The 18653-nt window shown below is 43.6% G+C and carries 16 protein-coding genes and 2 tRNA genes; 14 read left to right on the top strand and 4 right to left on the bottom strand.

The window, feature by feature from the left end:
* The first annotated feature begins 43 nt into the window (after window positions 1–43).
* A complete protein-coding gene (locus D6856_RS05080) occupies window positions 44–1387 on the top strand; it encodes an O-antigen ligase family protein (RefSeq protein WP_158588838.1) in 1344 nt (447 codons plus the stop codon).
* On the opposite strand, the gene D6856_RS05075 is transcribed toward D6856_RS05080, so the two are convergent.
* A complete protein-coding gene (locus tag D6856_RS05075; protein WP_092245037.1) occupies window positions 1362–1847 on the bottom strand; it encodes a hypothetical protein in 486 nt (161 codons plus the stop codon). The genes D6856_RS05080 and D6856_RS05075 overlap by 26 nt on opposite strands.
* A 66-nt stretch (window positions 1848–1913) precedes the next feature.
* Window positions 1914–2756 (bottom strand): RluA family pseudouridine synthase, encoded by an 843-nt coding sequence (locus tag D6856_RS05070; protein ID WP_120686033.1) that lies wholly within the window; start codon window positions 2754–2756, stop codon window positions 1914–1916.
* Window positions 2757–2814: 58 nt separating this feature from the next.
* Between D6856_RS05070 and D6856_RS05065 the strand changes: the two genes are divergently transcribed.
* The 3 genes from D6856_RS05065 (at window position 2815) to D6856_RS05055 (ending at window position 5131) form a co-directional block, all read left to right on the top strand.
* Window positions 2815–4005: a DUF3810 domain-containing protein gene (locus D6856_RS05065; protein WP_120686032.1), complete on the top strand. Its 1191-nt coding sequence runs from the start codon at window positions 2815–2817 to the stop codon at window positions 4003–4005.
* Window positions 4002–4700 (top strand): hypothetical protein, encoded by a 699-nt coding sequence (locus tag D6856_RS05060; RefSeq protein WP_120686031.1) that lies wholly within the window; start codon window positions 4002–4004, stop codon window positions 4698–4700. The genes D6856_RS05065 and D6856_RS05060 overlap by 4 nt, the downstream gene beginning before the upstream one ends.
* 155 nt (window positions 4701–4855) lie before the next feature.
* Window positions 4856–5131: a hypothetical protein gene (locus D6856_RS05055; RefSeq protein WP_092245027.1), complete on the top strand. Its 276-nt coding sequence runs from the start codon at window positions 4856–4858 to the stop codon at window positions 5129–5131.
* 191 nt (window positions 5132–5322) lie between these two features.
* Here D6856_RS05055 and D6856_RS05050 read toward each other — a convergent pair.
* Window positions 5323–5393: transfer RNA gene (locus tag D6856_RS05050), tRNA-Gly, on the bottom strand.
* A 156-nt stretch (window positions 5394–5549) separates the two neighbouring features.
* On the opposite strand from D6856_RS05050, the gene sufC reads away from it, so the two are divergent.
* Genes sufC through D6856_RS05020 form a run of 6 tightly spaced genes read left to right on the top strand, consistent with a single transcriptional unit; the run spans window position 5550 to window position 11227 of the window.
* Complete coding sequence (gene sufC / locus D6856_RS05045) at window positions 5550–6308, top strand: Fe-S cluster assembly ATPase SufC (RefSeq protein ID WP_120686030.1); 759 nt, start codon at window positions 5550–5552, stop codon at window positions 6306–6308.
* A 13-nt stretch (window positions 6309–6321) separates the two neighbouring features.
* A complete protein-coding gene (gene sufB / locus D6856_RS05040) occupies window positions 6322–7731 on the top strand; it encodes a Fe-S cluster assembly protein SufB (protein ID WP_120686029.1) in 1410 nt (469 codons plus the stop codon).
* Between the two features lie 13 nt (window positions 7732–7744).
* Window positions 7745–8914 (top strand): SufB/SufD family protein, encoded by a 1170-nt coding sequence (locus D6856_RS05035; RefSeq protein ID WP_120686028.1) that lies wholly within the window; start codon window positions 7745–7747, stop codon window positions 8912–8914.
* A gap of 16 nt (window positions 8915–8930) precedes the next feature.
* A complete protein-coding gene (locus D6856_RS05030; RefSeq protein WP_120686027.1) occupies window positions 8931–10151 on the top strand; it encodes an aminotransferase class V-fold PLP-dependent enzyme in 1221 nt (406 codons plus the stop codon).
* Window positions 10141–10590: a Fe-S cluster assembly sulfur transfer protein SufU gene (gene sufU, locus D6856_RS05025; protein WP_120658264.1), complete on the top strand. Its 450-nt coding sequence runs from the start codon at window positions 10141–10143 to the stop codon at window positions 10588–10590. Before D6856_RS05030 ends, sufU begins: the two co-directional genes overlap by 11 nt.
* Window positions 10556–11227 carry a M48 family metallopeptidase gene (locus D6856_RS05020; RefSeq protein ID WP_243114036.1) on the top strand — a complete coding sequence of 224 codons (672 nt, stop codon included), beginning with the start codon at window positions 10556–10558 and terminating at the stop codon, window positions 11225–11227. The genes sufU and D6856_RS05020 overlap by 35 nt, the downstream gene beginning before the upstream one ends.
* Window positions 11228–11490: 263 nt before the next feature.
* On the opposite strand, the gene D6856_RS05015 is transcribed toward D6856_RS05020, so the two are convergent.
* Window positions 11491–11563 (bottom strand) — tRNA-Lys (locus D6856_RS05015).
* Window positions 11564–11762: 199 nt separating this feature from the next.
* On the opposite strand from D6856_RS05015, the gene D6856_RS05010 reads away from it, so the two are divergent.
* From D6856_RS05010 to glgB, 4 genes are read left to right on the top strand one after another with little or no spacing between them, the layout of a single operon-like run.
* Window positions 11763–12533 (top strand): TatD family hydrolase, encoded by a 771-nt coding sequence (locus D6856_RS05010; RefSeq protein ID WP_120686026.1) that lies wholly within the window; start codon window positions 11763–11765, stop codon window positions 12531–12533.
* A gap of 40 nt (window positions 12534–12573) precedes the next feature.
* Complete coding sequence (rsmA, locus tag D6856_RS05005; RefSeq protein ID WP_120686025.1) at window positions 12574–13434, top strand: 16S rRNA (adenine(1518)-N(6)/adenine(1519)-N(6))-dimethyltransferase RsmA; 861 nt, start codon at window positions 12574–12576, stop codon at window positions 13432–13434.
* Between the two features lie 59 nt (window positions 13435–13493).
* A complete protein-coding gene (locus tag D6856_RS05000; protein WP_120686024.1) occupies window positions 13494–16577 on the top strand; it encodes a hypothetical protein in 3084 nt (1027 codons plus the stop codon).
* Window positions 16578–16607: 30 nt separating this feature from the next.
* Window positions 16608–18584: a 1,4-alpha-glucan branching protein GlgB gene (glgB, locus tag D6856_RS04995; protein ID WP_120686023.1), complete on the top strand. Its 1977-nt coding sequence runs from the start codon at window positions 16608–16610 to the stop codon at window positions 18582–18584.
* Window positions 18585–18653: the final 69 nt, after the last annotated feature.

Genomic DNA, 18653 nt, shown 5'->3' with positions numbered 1-18653 from the left:
TTTTACGAAGGACGGTTTTTATAAACTCGGCGAGGCAAAAGGAATGCTGTTCTTGATGCTCGGCGGAGTATTCTTTGCGGCATGCGTTATTACAATGCTGCGTTTTAAATTACGCCTAAACATCGGTGTTTTTGGAGCGCTGTTATTTTCAGGCGTTACCACATTTATTTTTTCTGTTGATAAAAAGACTGCATTCCTCGGCCTCGACGGATGGAGAATGGGGTTTCTGTCGTTCCTTTTTATTATCTTTTTTGCATGTGTTCTTTCAGACGGCATTGAGGTCAAAAGAGCTTATGCGACAGTTCTTTTGATTCCTTTTGCGATAAGCATCTTGGCGATACTCGGAAGATTCGGGATATATCCGCTTGGAGTTTCCGCTTCTGACGGAAGTTTTCTTTCAACTATTGGAAATATAAATTGGTTCACGGCTTATCTATCAATCTTTGTGCCTTTCGGAGTCGGGATCGCTGCGACGAAAAAGAGGTTTTCTTTAGAGTTTTTCATATGCGAAACATATGTGATTGCAGGTACTGTGGCACTTCTTGTTCAGGGAAGCGAAAGCGGTCTTTTGATAATCGCGGGAACTTATTTGCTTCTTTTGTTCATGGGATTAAGTGACAGAGAGCTCTTCAAGGCTTTTTTGATCCAGCTCTTTACACTTGGAATCGCAATGGCGAGCGTGTATCTATTAATATTTTTCTTTGGAAAAAGATATACCTATGAAGACAATTTACTGATCCGGCTTTGCATGCATCACATCGGAATAGTACTGATGGCGCTGGCTCTTTTTGTCTACAGACTTACAAGATTTATGGAAGAGGTCAGCTATCAGTGGAAAAAGAATTTATACAAAAAGTTCTTTTTCGTACTGACCATAATAGGTGCGGTGGCAGCAGCAATATTTATATTTGGAATTTACGGCGATGATTTCGGAAACGGAAGAGGTATTATCTGGAGAATGTCTTTGGATATGTACGCCGGTCTCGATCCGTTCAGAAAGATAGTCGGAGTGGGACAGGACTGCTTTTATTCATATGCCTATGGAAATCCCTTTTGGAGCGAATCTTTTATAAATGTCTTTGACGGAAACAGGCTTACCAATGCGCACAACATGTATCTGACTCTTTTGATAGAAAACGGTGCAATAGGTCTTTTGAGCTATCTTTTTGTTTTCGGTCATGTACTTTTTAAACTCATAAAAGCAGAAGATAAAAAGAAGCACGCAGCGGTAATCTGCGCGCTTCCGATATTTGCATATTTAATAAACGGTCTTGTATCTTTTTCTACCGTTGTTTCAACGCCTTATGCGTTCTTACTTCTTGGTTATTCTCTCTACATCACAAAAGAAGAATCAAGTGATATCACACAAGATCAGGCACGGGAATAGAATCATCAAGCTCATGGAAGAACGTTCTTGTCTTTACGATTCCATAAAGCGCATCCTTGTACTCATACAGGAAATGAGAGTTGATGTTTTCCTTTCCGTACATCATTACTCTGCCTGTGTACGCATTCAGAATAGAAACATATCTCTTGTCCTGTTCAAACATCTGAAGGATCTCGTCTTTTCTGCGACGAGGATGTTTGGAAGCAAACTTTCTTATATCAAGCTGCAGATCGACAGGGAGTTCTTTTTCCCTTTCTTTTACAGCATTAAGAATCTTCTCATATTTATCTTCGCTGATTTTGGAAAGATGCTCTGTGAACTCAAGACAGCAGCCGTTGTCCGGCATAAGGAGCCTGACGCGATCCTCTTTGATCACATCCTCAACAACTGCAACAACATTAGGAACAATGGGCTTCTGATTGTAATCCAGAATGATGACTTTATCGCCTTTCTTATACATAGCAGATACCTCCCGGAAAAGACAAAGACGGCGGGTTCCATTAGATGTATATATTATACCATAGAATCAGATATTAAAGGCGGTCGGAGTTATTTGAAAAGACATTTTTTTGTGAGTTTTCGGATGCTTAAAACCAAACTTGTAACAGGCAAGATTAACGGTTTTGATTCCGTTCTCTTTAGAGTAGGCAATTGACGCATCGGAGCCGTATTTGTCATCGCCAAGAAGAGGAAACCCGAGCGCAGAGAACTGCACTCTTATCTGATGAAAGCGCCCTGTTAAAAGCTTTATCTCAACGAGAGTTGTTTCGGGATTTCTTTTTACGACATTATAATCAAGGACGGCTTTCTTTACATCGCCGCCGATTATCCTTATTTTTTCCCCTGATAAAAGAGTGATCGAATTATCTTTAAGTGTATCGGCTTCATCCTTGGAGACGGTCATGGAAAGGCCGTTGTCTTCTCTTCTTACAAGGTAGTTTTCAAGGCGATCCGAAGTCTCCGGTAAGCTTCCGTAGCAGATAGCGTAATAGTATTTTTCCGTAGAGTGATTCTTGATCTGCTTTGCGATATCTGAAGCAGCGGTTTTGTTTTTGGCAACCACAACGACACCCTCTACGGGCTTATCAAGTCTGTAGAGAGTTCCTATATAAGGAGCTTTTGTGCTGCCGGATCCGCGGTTTTTTCTCGCAAGATAGTTTCTTAAAAGGCTTACAAGATCCGCTTCACGAACACCGGCACCTTCCGTTGCGATCCCGGCCGGCTTACGGCACACCAATATGTCTTCATCTTCATAAATGTATTCGATATCTCTTTTCATAATAACAATTATATAGGGGTGAACATTGTCGTTCAACGAGCTGTATAAAATATGTCCAAAATATGAACGAAGAAGCGCCTGTTTGGTCATTTTGCGTCCATATTTGTATTGTAGAATTTTTATACAATAATGATGAGGGCGGGAATATATGAGTAAGGGAAAAAGAGCTTATTTCACGACAATAGCTTCGCTTATTTTGTTCTCAGTTTTTTTGAACTTGGCTGCATGGAGAAGTGCGGCTTTTTCTGACTTCTATGTCACCAATGTCTTTCCGGTCATTACGGGATTCTACGGAAGGCTTACAAGCCTTTTTGGATTCTCGATAGGAGAAGTGATGTTGGTGATCCTTGTTGCGTTTATCGCATTCGTGGTCATATTTATCATGCTTCACACGTTCGTGCTTATTTATGAGAAGGGTGCGAGAAATCTTGGATTCGATTTTTTCAAGTTAAAAAGAGTGTTTGATTTTATTTCGGGAAAGCTCTATCGAATAACACCTTTTCTGATGGCTGTGGTATGTGCGGTAATGTCGCTTAACTGTTTTGTTCTTTATCACACTTCCAAGCTGAGAGTATATGATGCTCCGATGGAAAGAAGATATGATCTTCAGCAGCTTGCGGATCTGCGTGATTTTGTCGTGATGCAGTGCAATGATCTGTCGAAAAAGGTTCCTCATGATGAGTACGGAAATGTCATTTACGAAGGAAATATGGAGGAGACTGCGATAAGAGCAATGCAGAATCTTTCCTTGGAATATCCCAGACTTGGCGGTTACTATGTGACACCCAAACCGCTTCATTACTCTGATTTTATGTGCCAGCAGTATATGCAAGGTTATTATTTTCCGTTCTCAATGGAAGCTAATTACAACACCTCGATGTCTATCATGAACAAGCCTTTTACGATGTGTCACGAGCTTGCACACACCCACGGCTATATATATGAAGACGAGGCTAATTTCTTTGGCTTCCTTGCCTGCATCAGATCCGACGATGTGGTATTTAGATACAGCGGTTATCTGGGCGTTCTCAATTACATAAACAACGATTTCTACAGAGCGGTCAGTAAAGAGGAGTATGAATCACATGTAAAGATATCCGCCAGGGTTAAGTATGACAATCAGTTCGTTACCCAAGAGGCTTGGAAACGTGTTGAGAAGCACGCTGTTATCAAGACTGAAACAGTTAAAAAGGCAGCAGATACATTTATAGATACCAATCTCAAAGTAAACGGTGTGCTTACGGGAAAAGTAAGTTATACACATGTTGTTGCACTAATTCTTGATTACTATTACAATGAACCCGAATACGCATTAAATATTTCGGGGGATAGATTATGAAAAAAAGAATTATGATAGGCGCTTTGACAGTTCTTTTGACAGGAACAATGCTCGTAGCCTGCAAGCCGTCTGAGGAAAAGCTACATGAAGCTGAGACTACAAGGCAGGTTCTTATTGAAGCAAAAAAAGCAGCGGAGGAAACCTTTCTTGATATAACGGATTCTTCCAAGAAGAGTGAACTTGAAGCACTTGCTGAGAGGGAGGCCGAGATCGAAAGCATCGATTTTACCAAGATGAGTGATAAAAAAATTGATGCGGTTCTTCCGGATATAACAGGACTTACGCAGGAGTATCAGAGTTTGCAGAGTACGCTGAACGAAACTCTTTCTTCTGAAAAGAATGCTAAAGACGAAGAGGCCAAGCACATGGACTTGGGTTCATACATAATCAATAAGACGGGGCTTAATATTATTGAAGTTAAGATTCATGATATTACAGCTGATACATATTCAGACAATCTTTTGGGCGAAGGAGTTGTCCTTGAGCAGGGCTACACCCTCATGGGCGCGGTTCTTGACGTAAATGTTACGAGCTCGGAGTGGGAGGTCGTTATAAAAGACGAAAACAATACTTCACACACGCTTGAGTGCGGAGATCTCAAATCCGCAGACAAAGAAGGAATTGCCCTTGTAATTAGCCTGGATTCCGCTACAGGAGCGGGAAAGGCCGAGATCGGCAGCTATAACGATTTGTGAAAATTACACAAAATCTTAAGGAAATCTTAAGAATTTATGCACGGATATGTCAGTGACATTACACGTCATACAGTTTATAATCTCTACTTGTACTGAAGCAATTGTCTTGCAATCATTATAATTGCAAAGTATACAGAAAAGAGGAGATTATAATTATGAAGAAGAATATCGTAACTTTACTTGCAATCGCAACACTTTCAGCAGCTATCCTTGCAGGATGTGGTGAGGCAGCAGCTGATACATCTGTAGAGGAGACATCTGTTGAGGCTACAGTAGAGGCTACTGTTGAGGAGGCAGCTACAGAGGCTACTTCTGAGGACGCAGCAGCAGAGGCTTCATCTGAGGACGCAGCTACAGACGCTTCATCTGAGGACGCAGCAGCAGAGGCTTCATCTGAGGATGCAGCAGCAGACGCTTCATCTGCAAAATAATAACTAATTCAATTAGATTTAATTAACACCAAGTAGTACTAGTTTAATCAATTGCTTTTAGTCAGTACATAGAGCCCCGGTGCATTCGTGCATCGGGGTTTTTCTGTGCTCTTTTTTGGGCATAATAAAACCGGCAAGCGAAATACTTGCCGGTAATTTCTTTTATGATCATTAATTATGGGCATGACAAAAGCGGGTGATGGGAATCGAACCCACGTATCTAGCTTGGAAGGCTAGTGTTCTACCATTGAACTACACCCGCTTGGTACTGACAAGATTGTATTTTAAAGACTTTTCGGTAGTATGTCAATAGCTTTTGTGATAAACTTTACATTGTTTGTCAATTGACAACGAAATGGCAAGGTGTTATCATGATTCCTACCAAGTTAGTAGGAAAAGGGAGAAAGGACTTATTTTTATGGCAGAGCAGTCGTTATTACAGGTTAAAGATTTATCGGTGGCAATTGATAATGAATTGCCCATTCTTCATAAGATCAATTTAGATATTAAACCGGGAGAGACACATGTGCTCATGGGACCAAACGGAGCAGGTAAGTCTACTCTCGGTTATACATTAATGGGAAATCCCCACTACTGTGTTACAGAAGGCAAAATTCTTTTTGAAGGACAGGATATCACAGAGCTTTCTGCCGATAAGAGAGCGAAAGCCGGAATGTTCTTATCTTTCCAGAATCCTTACGAAGTTCCCGGAATTTCACTTTCAAGCTTCATAAGAAATGCAAGCCATGCACAGACAGGTGAACCTATCAAGCTTCTTGCATATAAGAAAGCACTCAAGTCTTCAATGGAAGTTCTTTCTATGGATGAAGAGTATGCGGACAGAGATCTTAACGTAGGTTTTTCCGGAGGAGAAAAGAAAAAGTCTGAGATCCTTCAGCTTCTTATGCTTAATCCCAAGCTCGCAATTCTTGACGAGACCGATTCGGGACTTGATGTCGACGCAGTTAGAACAGTTTCCAAGGGAATCATGGAATATCAGAAAAAGAAGGACGGAGCTCTTCTTATAATTACACACAGCACAAAGATATTGGAATCTCTTCATGTTGATTACACACACGTTCTCGTAAAGGGTAAGCTTATCCACACAGGAGATGCTTCACTTGTGGAAGAGATCAATAAGAATGGTTTCGAACGTTTCGTTTCAGATGCAGAGTGAGTAGGGGTTAACTATGAGTGATAATAAACAGACTGTGGTTGATATAGACCGCAGTGCGTATGACTTTAAAGATATAGAAAATGAAAAAGACTTCTATAGATTAAAAGAGGGACTTACCGAAGAAACTGTATTAAAGGTTTCTGAGGAAAAGAACGATCCCGAATGGATGAGAGAGTTCAGATTAAAGTGCCTCAAATTATATAACGAGATGGAAATGCCCGATTGGGGCCCGAGCGTTGAAGGCCTTGATATGGATAAGATATCTTCTTATGTAAGACATAAAGAAGATATGAAGGGCAGCTGGGAAGACGTTCCCGAGGATATCAAGAATACATTTGAAAGACTGGGAATCCCTCAGGCAGAGAGAGAATCTCTTGCAGGCGTAGGAGCACAGTACGATTCAGAGCTTGTTTATCATAACATCAAAGACGAAGTAGCTGCGCAGGGCGTTATCTACACAGATATTGAGAGCGCACTCAGAACAGAGTATGCGGATATGATAAAGAGCCACTTTATGAAGCTCCTTACTCCCACAGACCACAAGATGATGGCACTTCACGGAGCTGTTTGGTCAGGCGGATCTTTTGTATATGTTCCCAAGGGAGTAAAAGTTGATATTCCGTTACAGTCATACTTTAGATTAAATGCTGCAGGAGCGGGACAGTTTGAGCATACACTTATCATCGTTGATGAGGGTGCGGACCTTCACTTTATAGAAGGCTGTTCGGCGCCCAAATACAATGTGGCTAACCTTCATTCAGGAGCCGTAGAGCTTTTTGTCGGCAAAAATGCAAGGCTTAGATATTCAACTATCGAGAACTGGTCCAAAAATATGTACAACCTCAATTCCAAGAGAGCCATCGTTGAAGAGAACGGTGTAATGGAATGGGTTTCAGGTTCTTTTGGTTCACATACTTCATATCTTTATCCTATGACCATCTTAAAGGGTGATCATTCCAAGATGGAATTTACGGGAATAACCTTTGCAGGTAAGGGACAGAATCTCGATACCGGAGCAAAGGTTGTTCACCAGGGAGTCGGAACGACTTCGGTTATCAACAGTAAGTCAATTTCCAAGGACGGTGGAATCGGAACATACAGAAGTAGTGTAGTGATCCAGAGCACGGCCAAGAAAGCCAAAGCTTCCGTTTCATGTGATTCCCTTATGCTTGACAGTATATCAAGAGCGGATACTATTCCCGGAATGGATATCAGAACCGACGATGCCGATGTGGGACACGAAGCTAAGATCGGTAGGATCAGCGACGAGGCTGTATTCTATCTTATGTCCAGAGGTCTTAGCGAAGAGGATGCCAAGGCGATGATCGTCAGCGGTTTTGCCAATCCCGTTTCCAAGGAGCTTCCTTTGGAGTATGCCGTAGAAATGAATAACCTCATCAAGCTTGAGATGAGCGGACATTAAGGGAGGGGATTCGATGAACAAGAATTTGGATATGCGGGTCAATGTACTTCCCGCTTTGACTTATAATTTTTTACACGTTAACGACAGTAAGATCAAGGAAGACGGCATCGGGATCGAGCTTTTAAACACTCCCGACGCAGAGAATGTTCCGAGTGGAGTTACGGTTACTCGCGGAGTTTCTTACAAAGAAGCCGGAAAGCTTTTTGAAGGCTTCAAAGAGAGAATACTTGTGGACGCAGGTGTTCCCGGAATCCCCAACGGTGATACATCGGCAAGAGATGATGCACAGGCTGTCAGAACGGGAATGGGAATCGACATTGAGAATCTCATGCTCGAAAACGGTATCACATCAGATGTGTTCACTGCAGAGGAAGGCGTTAAGACTAAGGAGCCGATCATCATAAGATACAACCTTAATGACGGCGAGGGCAGTCTTACAAGCCAGGTGATCCATGCAAAGAAAGATTCCGAGATCACTGTTATCATGGATTATACTTCCGAAAGAAGCGCCGGTGGATTTCACGGAATAAGCACAAGACTTCTTGCAGAAGAAGGAGCCAAGATCAATCTTATTAAGACACAGACTCTCGGAGACGGATTCATTCATTTTGATGATATCGGCGGAGCTTGTTTTAAAAAGGGTGCGATCAATGTAGTGTCTCTTGAGCTTGGAGCAAAGAAATCATGGACAGGCTGTTACATTAATCTCTGTGAAGATGAGACAGAGTTTATCAGCAATCAGGGGTATCTTGTAAAGGATACGCATTCCCTTGATATCAATTATGTTGCTGATCAGCGCGGCAAGAAGACCAACGTTCTTATGAATGTTAAGGGCGTACTTATGGATAAGGCGCAAAAGACCTACAGAGGAACGCTTGATTTTAAAAGCGGAAGCTCTGCATCAGTAGGTGACGAGCAGGAAGATACACTTCTTCTCAGCCCGGACGTTATAAACAGAAGCATGCCTGTTATCCTTTGTCAGGAAGAAGACGTAGAAGGAAGACACGGAGCTACAATAGGACAGTTGGGTGAAGACCTTTTGTTCTATATCAATTCAAGAGGTATCGATGAACAGGAAGCCAAGCGCCTTATGGTAAAGGCTAAGCTTGACAGTGTTGCCAGACTTATTCCCGATCCGGAGATTGCGGAGAAGGTTCAGTATTACATCAGTACCATTGTCTAATAAGTGAGGATATATAATGAGCACCCTGGGAGATTTTCGCAAGGATTTTGATATCCTTGTAAACGGCGACTATGTATATTTTGATAATGCGGCTACATCTCAGAGACCCAGGCAGGTCTTAGACGCAGTATCAAACTTTTATAAAGAGAGAAACGCCAATCCTTTGAGAGGATTGTATGATTGGAGCATGCAGGCTACAGAGAGCTATGAAGATGCAAGAGCTCTCGTTGCAGATTTTGTCGGAGGGGTAAGCACAGAAGAGATCATCTTTACAAGAAATACCACAGAGTCTCTTAATCTTGTGGCTTACACTTACGGGCTTGATACAGTAAAAGAGGGCGATGAGATCGTCATCTCTGTGATGGAGCACCATAGTAACATCCTTCCTTGGCAGATGGTTGCAAGGAAGCGTGGAGCTAAGCTTGTTTATATGGAGCCCGACGAAGAGGGAACTATTTCCAAAGAAGAGTACGAGAGCAAGATCACAGACAAGACCAAGATCGTTGCGATCGGTCATGTTTCCAACGTTATGGGCGTGACCAATCCGGTAAAAGAGATCGCGGCTTATGCACACGCTAAGGGAGCTACGGTCGTTGTGGACGGAGCACAGTCAGCTCCTCACATGAAGATAGATGTTAAGGATCTCGGAGCAGACTTTTTTGCCTTCTCGGGACATAAGATGATGGCACCTATGGGTATCGGAGTTCTTTACGGAAGAAAAGATCTTCTTCTCAACATGAGCCCATTCCTTACAGGCGGCGAGATGATCGAGTACGTTACAAGAGAAGATGCGACCTATGCAGAGCTTCCTCACAAGTTTGAGGCAGGAACGGTCAACGCAGGAGATGCGGTAGGTCTTGCGGAAGCAATTAAGTATCTTAGAAACGTCGGATATGATAATATAGAAGAACAGGAAGAGAAGCTTACAAGAAGACTTATGGAAGGACTTAGTAAGCTCCCTTACGTCAAGATATACGGATCAAAGGATCCCAAGAAGCACTGCGGAATCGTTACTTTTACGATCGATGGAGTTCATCCTCACGATATCTCATCGGTACTTAATGACGATCACGTGTGCATCAGAGCGGGACATCACTGTGCACAGCCTTTGATGCAGTTTATCGGCGCCGGCTCAACGGCAAGAGCCAGCCTGTATTTCTACAACACCGAAGAGGAAGTTGATATCTTCCTTGATAAGATCGCAAAGGTAAGAGAGGTTATGGGCTATGGAGCTTAAGCAGTTATATCGCGAAATAGTTAATGAGCACAATCTTCACCCTATGTACAAGGGAAAGCTTGAGAACCCGGATCTCGTGCTCAGAGGCGTTAATCCAAGCTGCGGCGATGATATCACATTGCAGCTTAAGATAAAGGACGGCATCATTACAGAAGGTATGTACGAAGGCAGCGGATGTGCCATTTCACAGGCTTCTGTCGATATGATGGTCGATCAGATCATCGGAAAGAGCAAGGAAGATGCACTTAAACTTGCTGCAACATTCATGGGAATGGTAAAGGGAGAGATCACAGATGAAGAGACTCTCGAGATCCTTGATGAGGCAGCGGCGCTTCAGGATGTAAGTCATATGCCCGCAAGAGTTAAATGTGCGGTTCTTGGATGGCATACAATGCAGGAGATGCTTGAACACCCCGAAAAGGCAAACGACAGCATCTGAGAATGATATTGCAAGAGGTATACTTTCAGAAGATGAGAGTATATCTCTTTTACTATATTTAGAAGAAATAAACAGAGAAATAGGACAGACAATGGATATTGAGCTTATAAGAAGCAAAAGAAGGACTATAGTAATAGAGATAACTACTGACTGCCGCGTCGTTGTAAAGGCGCCGTATGGGGCTTCTAAGGCTGTTATCGGCCGTTTCATAGGTGAAAAGGCGGATTGGATAAGCAGACACCTTAAAAAGATGGAAGAAAGGCAGAAGGAAGAGTCTGAGTCAAAACCCATCAGCGATCAGGAGATGAGACTCCTTGTGACGAGGGCCAAGAGGGTCATACCTGTAAAGGTAAGGAAGTTTGCGGAGCTTATTGGGGTGACATACGGAAGGATCACGATAAGGAATCAAAAGACGAGATGGGGAAGCTGCAGTGCGGAAGGGAATCTTAACTTTAACTGCGTCCTAATGAGAGCGCCGGAAGAGATAGTGGATTATGTGGTGGTGCATGAGCTGTGCCATAGGATACATATGAATCATTCGAAGGCGTTTTGGGGAGAAGTGGAAAAGGTGATTCCGGATTATAAGGAGAGAAGGAAGTGGCTTCGCGATAACGAGAAGGAACTGATGAGAGGATGAAAGGGGAATAGCCATGCCGACAGACTCGAAACCGCTTCGCTTGTTTTGTTGTCGTGGCTGGGGCGAAAAAGCCATGCCGACAGACTCGAAACCGCTTCGCTTGTTTCTCGTTGTCGCGGCTGCGCCGTATGCGTGACAGCGAGAAAAAACTCTTATGTAAGCAAGCTTCCAACGAGTTTTTCTGCTGTCGCGCGCATGGCTTTATTTACGCGCAAAAAAAGTACCATCCCCATAGGATATACCTACGAAAACAGTACTCGGCGTGCGCTGCCAGGGTCTCGAACCCTGGACAACCTGATTAAGAGTCAGGTGCTCTACCAACTGAGCTAGCAGCGCATTCAGTATTCGGCTTTGTTGCCGTGTCTCAACGACAAGTGATATCTTACTACGCCCAAAAGAGAAATGCAAGTACTTTTTTCAAATTTTTTGAAAAAACTTCCAAAATTTTGATTTTGTCTGTGTTTGCGCGGTTTTCAGAGATGTCCATTTGTGGTAAATTATATGATATATTCGAATTTTTTACAGAGGAAAAGAAATGATTTTTGATACACATGCCCATTATGACGATCCTGCTTTTGACGAGGACAGAGAGCAGCTTTTGGATTCTCTTAAGAATGCAGGCATCGCAAATGTGGTCGATATAGGAGCGAGCATAGATACAACAAGGAAAGCCCTTGAGCTTGCGCACAAATATGATTTTGTTTATGCGGCAGTCGGAGTGCACCCAAGTGAAGTGGAGGAGCTTACAGAGGATAGCTTCGAGCTTCTACGTGAATGGAGCGAGGATGGCAGGTGCGTTGCAATCGGTGAGATAGGTCTTGATTACCATTGGCCGGAACCCGGAAGAGAGCTTCAGAAGAAGTGGTTTAGGAGACAGCTTGATCTTGCAAGGCAGAAACTGCTTCCCGTTGTTATTCATTCCCGTGATGCGGCCAAGGATACCGTAGATATCATGAAGGAAGAGCACGCCGAGGAAATAGGCGGCGTTGTGCACTGCTTTTCATACACCAAAGAGATCGCAAAAGAGTGCCTTGATATGGGCTTTTACATAGGAGTCGGAGGTGTTGTGACCTTTAAGAACGGCAAGAAGCTTAGGGAAGTCGTTGAAATCACACCGATAGAGAAGATTCTTTTGGAAACTGATTGTCCATACCTTGCACCTGAGCCGTACAGGGGTAAAAGAAATTCTTCCCTTTATCTTCCTTATGTTGTAGAAGAGATCGCAAAGATCAAAAACATAAGTCCGGAAGAAGTGATCCGCATAACGGAAAATAATGCGAAGACAATGTACAATCTTCATTTGTAATGATTTCAGATCAAATTTTCTTTTTATAAAGGAGTAATAAATGGCATATCTTGGAAATCCCGCACGTACCAAGGAAGTGCTTAGTAAATATAATATGAGCGCCAAGAAGAAGTTCGGACAGAACTTCCTTATAGATGCAAATGTCCTTAGCGGAATCGTGGATGCATCGGGCGTTACGAAGGACGATTGCGTTCTGGAGATCGGACCCGGAATCGGAAGTCTTACGCAGTATCTTGCGGAGTCTGCCAAAAGAGTAGTCGCTGTTGAGATAGATAAGAGCCTTATTCCGGTGCTCGGCGACACCCTTTCCGAGTACGACAATGTCACGGTAATAAATGAAGACATATTAAAAGTAGACATAGACAAGATAATAGAAGAGTACAACGATAACAAGAAGATCAAGGTTGTAGCCAATCTTCCTTACTATATAACTACACCCATTATTATGAAGCTGTTTGAGAGCGACGCTCCCATAGAGAGCGTAACGGTAATGGTTCAGAAGGAAGTTGCGGACAGAATGTCCATGGGTCCCGGAAACAAGGACTACGGATCTCTTTCGCTTGCGGTTGGCTTTTATGCTTCGGCAGAGCTTGTTATGGACGTTCCTCCAAGCAGCTTTATACCGCAGCCCGGAGTCGGATCTGCCGTTGTTCATCTTAAGAGATTCGATAAGCCTGCGGTAGAAGTAAAAGATGAGAAATACATGTTTGAGATCATAAGAACTTCTTTTAATCAAAGAAGGAAAACCTTGAGTAATTCATTATCAAACAATCCCGCTTTGAAAGTGTCCAGAGAGAAAGTGGTGGAAGCACTGGTGAGCATGGGACTTAACGAGAAAATAAGGGGAGAAGTCCTTACACTTTCTCAGTTTGCAGCCCTTTCGGATATTTTACAAAGCTAGTACGCTATGTTAAACTAACTACTAGATATAGTATTTTTGGCACCAATGAGGTAGATATTTTGGATAAGGTCGAGTACAAGATCAGAGCTGACGAAATCAAAGCTTTGATTGGGGAAAACAGATTCGCTGAGGCTGTTAAGATAGCTGACACAATCGACTGGAAACGAGTTAAGAGTGTACAGATGCTTTGCATGATCAGCGACTTATATAAGATTAATCGTCGTTTTGAGGAGAGTAAAGACGTTCTTCTCATGGCGTATGACAGATATCCTACGGGAAGAGCGATCGTATATTCTCTGTGCGAGCTTGCCATCAAGATGGGCGAGTTTGTTCAGGCGGTTGAGTACTACAAGGAGTTCGTAAGGATTGCGCCCAGAGATACGGGCAGATACATTTTGCAGTACAAGCTCTATGAGGCACAGGAAGTAAGCCTTGAAGAGAGGATTGCTGTTCTTGAGGAGTTCAAGAAGCACGACTACAGAGAGAAGTGGGTGTATGAGCTCGCTTATCTTTATCATCGCGTGGGTCTCACAACAGAGTGTATCGAGACATGCGATGAGATGTTTTTGTGGCTTGGAGACGGAAGATACGTTATGAAAGCGCTTGAGCTTAAGGCACTTCATGAGCCTCTTTCTCCCGAGCAGCAGGACAGATATGTAAGATATAAGGAAAAGCACGGCGGATATGTAGACAGATCCATCGTTTATGATAAGGATGAGATCGGAAAAGATGAGCCCGGAACGGTAGAGATCAAGCAGCCTACCAAGGAAATGCCGCCTGTGACCGATGAGGTTATAAATGCATTCAATAACGGCGAAGCCGTAAACGAAGCTCAGGCACAGTACGCTGCGCCTGCAGGTGTCGATCCGGTTATCGCAGCTCCTACTCAGGAGCTCGTTGACAGCGACAAGATAGTTTATCCTCATATTGATGAGATAAAAGAACCGTCTGTTGATGTCAGTCAGTACAACACAATGAATCTTCAAAAGGCCCTGGCGGAAGAGCTTAAGGGCTTTATCGACAACGACGAAGATAAGAGCGAGGAGGCGAGTGAGCCCGCTCCTGCCGAAGGATTTACGGGAGCAGTAATTAAGCCCGACACAGCGGAGATATTCGACGAAGAAGATGGCGATAACAGCGGAGTCTTTTCTCCTATGGCAGCAGTAGCTGCAGATGATTCACAGGGAGCCATGCAGGAAGTATTTTTTGATGCAACCGAAGGAGAATCCGAGCAGGCTTCCGAAGCGGACTTCAAGCCTTATGAAGAAGATGCAAAGGGCGAAAAAGCTGACGAAGATGAGCCGGAAGACGAAGCTCTTTCAGAGGAAAAAGAGCTCATAGCAGAGGCAAAAGAAGCAGCTTTTGACGAGGACGATGTAGATTCCGAAGAAGAGAAAACGGATATTGAAGAGCATAAGCTCAATATAGATATTAAGTATGGCGGAAACGGACCTATTCTCGGTGAGGAGAAAATCCTTGATTATGCATCCATACCGGTGTACCAGGACAAGCCTCTCGAAGAGGAGGTTCCCGGAGCCGTTATTCATCCCAATTCCAATTTCCAGATGCACAGCCATTTTGACAATATTCTTTCTCAGGAATATGACGGTCAGATTTCCATGGCTGTTGAGCCTGAACCTCAGGTTGAGAAGCAGATCACAGGACAGATCAGTATTTCCGAGTACATAGAGAACTGGGAACAGTTCAAGAAACAGCAACAGCAGAAGCAGTTCGAGCAGGTTAAGAAGCTTGTTGCCGATGAGACGGGCGATATGTTTGCCGATTACGATGAGAAGACCAAAGAAGGACTTCAGGAAAAGATCGAGCAGGCTATTTCCGATGCTCTTAAGAAGGAACGCCATGACAAGGCTTCCGGAAGAGGTGACTGGACAAGAAATAACAGCGATGTTATAGACGATGCCGTTGCGGAAGTTATAAACAACGAGGGCGTTGACACCGAGGAAGAGCAAGAAGACTCCAAGCCCGAGGATGAGAGCGTTAAAGCAGAAGATACTTCTGTTGAGAATGCTGAAGCTAAGGAAGCGGCAACCGAAGAAAAGAAGGAAGACGACAACACTTCCGAAGAGACTTCGAAAGATGCAGAAGAGACTTCTGAGGATTCCGAAAACAAAGAAGCAGCTTCCGATACCGAGGGTGAAAAGAAAGATTCAGATGATAAAGATGCTGAGGAGAAGTCTGATAAAGCAGAGAACTCTGAAAAGAAAGACGACTCAAAAGCAGATGATAACGCTAATTCCAAGAAACCTTCCAATTCAGAAGGAAAAGAAGGCAGAAGGAATAAGAACAGGAATAGAAAAGGTTCCGGAAACCAGAATCAGGACCAGAACCGCGCCAAGAAGCACCATATGGGTAACAGAGAGCTTGATGAGCGCGTAAGAACAATGACTCCCGAAGAGAAAGAGCTCTTTGGACCTTATATTCACCATAAGAAGTCCAGAAGACAGATCATAAATGCTATCGACAACCTCAGCATGGATGCTTACAGCGGAAATGCCATAGTTACCGGTGAAGAAGGCGCCGGAACCGTCAACCTTGCAAAGGGACTTATTCGTGCGGTTCAGGCATCAGATTCCAACTTCAGCGGAAAGGTTGCCAAGATCACAGCCAACACTCTCAACAAGAAGAGCCCCAAAGCGATATTTGAGAAACTCGCAAACGGAGCGCTTATTATTCAGAGAGCAGCCGATCTTGAGGCTGAGACGGTAGCCGATTTCATTAAAGTTCTTCAGCAGGAGAACAAAGGAATCATTGTCATCATGGAAGATACCAAGGAAGACATTAACAGATTCCTGGATAAGAACCCTGCGCTCAAGCAGAGCTTTAATGTAAGAGTAGATATAGAGGCGCTTGATGACGATTCACTCGTAGCATACGCCAAGCAGTATGCTCTTGAAAAAGAGTTCGCCATCGACAACCTCGGAATACTTGCGCTTCACACCAAGATTTCCGAGAGACAGACGCTTGACCATGAGGTTACGGTTTCCGAAGTAAGAGACATCATTGATGATGCCATCTACTATGCGGAGAAGCATTCCGTATCGCATCTCATGGATATAATCGTAAATAAGCGTTACGACGAAAACGATATGATCATTCTTAGGGAAAAAGATTTTATGCACTAATGCTTGTACAGTCATCGAGGGGGATTTTGTATGGGTAAGAAAGTATTCATATCTGAAGCGGATGAGTATCTGTTTGGTCAGGGAACACATTACGATATTTATGATAAACTCGGTGCGCACCCTTCTGAAGAAGGAGGCAAAAAGGGCTACTTTTTTGCGGCCTGGGCACCGAATGCGGCTGACGTTCATGTTATAGGCTCTTTTAACAACTGGAACGAAACATCGCATCCTCTTAAAAGAACCAAAGTCGGAAATATATGGACAGCATTTATTCCCGGAGTCGGAATAGGAGAGATGTACAAGTATCTTATTACGACACCGGACGGACGTAAGCTCTACAAGGCCGATCCTTATGCCAATTTTGCGGAGCTTCGCCCCGGAAATGCTTCAAAAACAACAGATCTTGACGGCTTTAAGTGGTCTGATTCCAAGTGGTATGACCATATCAAGGGAAAAGAGATCACGAGACAGCCGCTTGCGATATATGAGTGCCACATCGGATCATGGATGAAACATCCCGACGGCACGGAAGACGGATTCTATACATACAGACAATTCGCGGATAGGATTGTCGAGTATCTTAAAGACATGCAATATACCCACATCGAGCTCATAGGAATCGCAGAGCATCCTTTTGACGGCTCATGGGGTTATCAGGTCACGGGTTACTATGCTCCGACATCGAGATACGGAGAGCCCAAGGACTTTATGTATCTTATCAACAAACTCCACAAGAACAACATAGGAGTAATACTTGACTGGGTTCCTGCACATTTTGCAACTGACGAATTCGGTCTCGCCTGCTTTGACGGACAGTGCATCTATGAAGATCCGGATCCGCGAAAAGGAGAGCATCCCGACTGGGGAACCAAGATATTTAACCTCGCCAAGCCCGAAGTTAAAAACTTCCTTATAGCAAATGCTCTTTTCTGGATAAGGAAATTCCATGTAGACGGCCTTAGAGTAGATGCGGTCGCATCAATGTTATATCTTGATTACGGCAAGAAAGATGGCCAGTGGGTACCGAATAAAAACGGCGGCAAGGAGAATCTCGACGCTATCGAGTTCTTCAAGCATCTTAACAGCGTTGTAAGGGGAACTTATCCCGAATTTCTTACGATCGCGGAAGAGTCTACGGCGTGGCCCAAGGTCACAGCGCCTCCGGAAGAGGACGGACTTGGATTCGCATTTAAGTGGAACATGGGATGGATGCATGACTTCTGCGAATATATGAAGCTCGACCCGTATTTCAGGCAGGGCGCACACAACATGATGACCTTTGCGATGAGCTACAACAGCTCGGAAAACTACATTCTTCCGCTGTCGCATGACGAGGTTGTACACCTTAAATGCTCGATGGTTGAGAAGATGCCCGGTTACAAGGTTGATAAATACGCCAATCTGCGTGCAGGCTATACCTATATGTTCGGTCACTCAGGCAAAAAACTCCTCTTCATGGGACAGGATTTCGGCCAGGAGAGGGAATGGAGCGAAAAGAGAGAGCTTGACTGGTTCCTTTTAGAGAATGAACTCAACAAAGGAATGAAAGCCTACGTTTCCAATCTTCTTAAGATATACAGAAAATATCCCGCAATGTTTGAGGTCGATAACGATTGGGGTGGCTTTGAGTGGATCAATGCAGATGACAAGGAGCGAAGCACCTATAGCTTTTACAGAAGAGCCATAAACGGAAAGGATAATCTCCTTTTTGTAATAAACATGACTCCCGTAGAGAGAAAAGAGTTCATGGTGGGAGTTCCTTTCAGCGGAACCTACACACATCTGCTTGACAGCGCAGAGGAACGCTTCGGTGGGCCGGGAAGTGATATCCCCGCCAAAATAAGGGCTGTGAAAGGGCTATGTGATTACAAGGATTACAGTATCTCATTCAATCTTCCGCCTTACGGAGCCGAGGTTTTTCTTTTCCAAAGTCCGGAAACGACCAAAGCGCCTGCAAAAAAGACAGCTTCAAAAAATACTGAAAATAAAAAGTCATCAAAAACTTAAGAATTATTTTATAAGAGCCGAAATAGAAGGTGATGGATAGTCCATCACCTTTCTTCGATTAATATATGA

This window comes from Butyrivibrio sp. XB500-5 (assembly GCF_003625505.1).
Classification (GTDB): Bacteria; Bacillota; Clostridia; order Lachnospirales; family Lachnospiraceae; genus Butyrivibrio.
Note: the sequence above shows the minus strand (reverse complement) of the source record. Positions and strands in the feature narration are given on the sequence as shown.

Excerpts from the sequence above, each read along its gene's own strand:
- D6856_RS05010 (WP_120686026.1), top strand. The coding sequence starts at position 11,763 with ATGATTTTTGATACACATGCCCATTATGACGATCCTGCTTTTGACGAG.
- D6856_RS05035 (WP_120686028.1), top strand. The coding sequence starts at position 7,745 with ATGAACAAGAATTTGGATATGCGGGTCAATGTACTTCCCGCTTTGACT.
- D6856_RS05060 (WP_120686031.1), top strand. The coding sequence starts at position 4,002 with ATGAAAAAAAGAATTATGATAGGCGCTTTGACAGTTCTTTTGACAGGA.
- sufB (WP_120686029.1), top strand. The coding sequence starts at position 6,322 with ATGAGTGATAATAAACAGACTGTGGTTGATATAGACCGCAGTGCGTAT.
- D6856_RS05070 (WP_120686033.1), bottom strand. The coding sequence starts at position 2,756 with ATGACCAAACAGGCGCTTCTTCGTTCATATTTTGGACATATTTTATAC.
- D6856_RS05065 (WP_120686032.1), top strand. The coding sequence starts at position 2,815 with ATGAGTAAGGGAAAAAGAGCTTATTTCACGACAATAGCTTCGCTTATT.
- rsmA (WP_120686025.1), top strand. The coding sequence starts at position 12,574 with ATGGCATATCTTGGAAATCCCGCACGTACCAAGGAAGTGCTTAGTAAA.
- D6856_RS05075 (WP_092245037.1), bottom strand. The coding sequence starts at position 1,847 with ATGTATAAGAAAGGCGATAAAGTCATCATTCTGGATTACAATCAGAAG.
- sufU (WP_120658264.1), top strand. The coding sequence starts at position 10,141 with ATGGAGCTTAAGCAGTTATATCGCGAAATAGTTAATGAGCACAATCTT.
- sufC (WP_120686030.1), top strand. The coding sequence starts at position 5,550 with ATGGCAGAGCAGTCGTTATTACAGGTTAAAGATTTATCGGTGGCAATT.
- D6856_RS05055 (WP_092245027.1), top strand. The coding sequence starts at position 4,856 with ATGAAGAAGAATATCGTAACTTTACTTGCAATCGCAACACTTTCAGCA.
- glgB (WP_120686023.1), top strand. The coding sequence starts at position 16,608 with ATGGGTAAGAAAGTATTCATATCTGAAGCGGATGAGTATCTGTTTGGT.
- D6856_RS05030 (WP_120686027.1), top strand. The coding sequence starts at position 8,931 with ATGAGCACCCTGGGAGATTTTCGCAAGGATTTTGATATCCTTGTAAAC.
- D6856_RS05080 (WP_158588838.1), top strand. The coding sequence starts at position 44 with ATGCTGTTCTTGATGCTCGGCGGAGTATTCTTTGCGGCATGCGTTATT.